This is a genomic window from Nocardia ninae NBRC 108245 (genome assembly GCF_007990755.1).
GTDB lineage: Bacteria > Actinomycetota > Actinomycetes > Mycobacteriales > Mycobacteriaceae > Nocardia > Nocardia ninae.
Genome location: NZ_BJXA01000191.1, coordinates 1 through 1,076, shown reverse-complemented (window position 1 = coordinate 1,076; position 1,076 = coordinate 1). Strand labels below are relative to the sequence as shown.

Annotated in this window: 1 protein-coding gene and 1 pseudogene; both read right to left on the bottom strand. The window is 72.3% G+C overall.

Annotation, left to right across the window (positions count from 1 at the left end; translation table 11 throughout):
- Positions 1-572, bottom strand: a pseudogene (locus NN4_RS44620) (AAA family ATPase); the annotation flags it as partial.
- A gap of 45 nt (positions 573-617) precedes the next feature.
- A partial coding sequence (locus NN4_RS44615) for a hypothetical protein (RefSeq protein WP_246181456.1) occupies positions 618-1,076 on the bottom strand: 459 nt, incomplete at its 5' end.

Here is a 1,076-nt window from a genome sequence, read left to right as displayed (position 1 = left end):
GCGTCCCTGGCCGCCACCACACCGGCGCCCCAGACGACCGCGGTGTTCGGCTGCACGCTGACCGGTCCGCGCGGATCGGTGGCGGTGACGGTGAGCAGTTCGGTGGTCCAGGCGATGCCGAAGGTGCGCGAGAGAGCCTGCGAGGCCGCGGCGGAGCTGATCTCCGGGCTCAGATCGCGGGGCAGCAGCGATACCGTGTCGCCGACCGTCACCACCTTGCCCAGCAGCGCCTGGCGCAGCGTCGCCGCCGGGATGGTGCGGGTGGCGTGCACCGAGCCGCTCACCGAGATCTGCTTGGCGCCGTACACGGTGACCGGCGCGACCACCACCGTCGCGTCCTCGCGCAAGCCCGCGTTGGACAACGTCACGTCGTCGAGCAGCGCCACCCCGGCCGGCGTACCGGACGGCGCGACGCCGACCACCGCGGCGGTGCGGCGCGCGCCGACCAGCGCGATGCCGTCCCACTCACGCAACCCGAGCGCGGTGAGCGCCTCCGGATGCAGCCGCACCACGCCGCGGCGTGCGTCGGCAGCGGAGGGATTCAATCGAGCGGTGAGCGCCAGTTCTGCCACTGTGCCATTCTGCCGCGCCGCGCCACGGTGGGGGCCGGGCCGGTGCTACTTGTTCTTGGGAACGATCCCGGCGGCCACCGCGACCGGTGTCTCGGCCACGCTGCCGGACAGGCAGACCAGCTTCGCCGTGCCCAGCGCGACGTTCGGGCTGCCCGCGAACGTGCTGTCCGGGTGCTCGGCGACGATCTTCTCGATCAGCGCCTTCTGCGCGTCGTTGTCCAGCTTCTTGAACTCGGCGCAGCTGGTCTGCGACGGCTCGGTGGACGCGGGGGTGCCCGGCTGCCCGGCGGTCGGCGCGCTGCCAGGGGCGCTCGGCGCGGCGGCTGGGGACGACGACCGCGCGGCCGAGGTCGTACTCGTGGCCGAGCCCTTGTTCGCATCGCTGGAATCGTCTGCGGACTTGCCGCAGCCTGCCAGCAGCAAAGCCACCGTCCCGATGGCCAGGACGATGGCGGAAGTTCGCTTCATACCGTGCTTTCCCCGGTGGATCGTGTGCCGGAACGT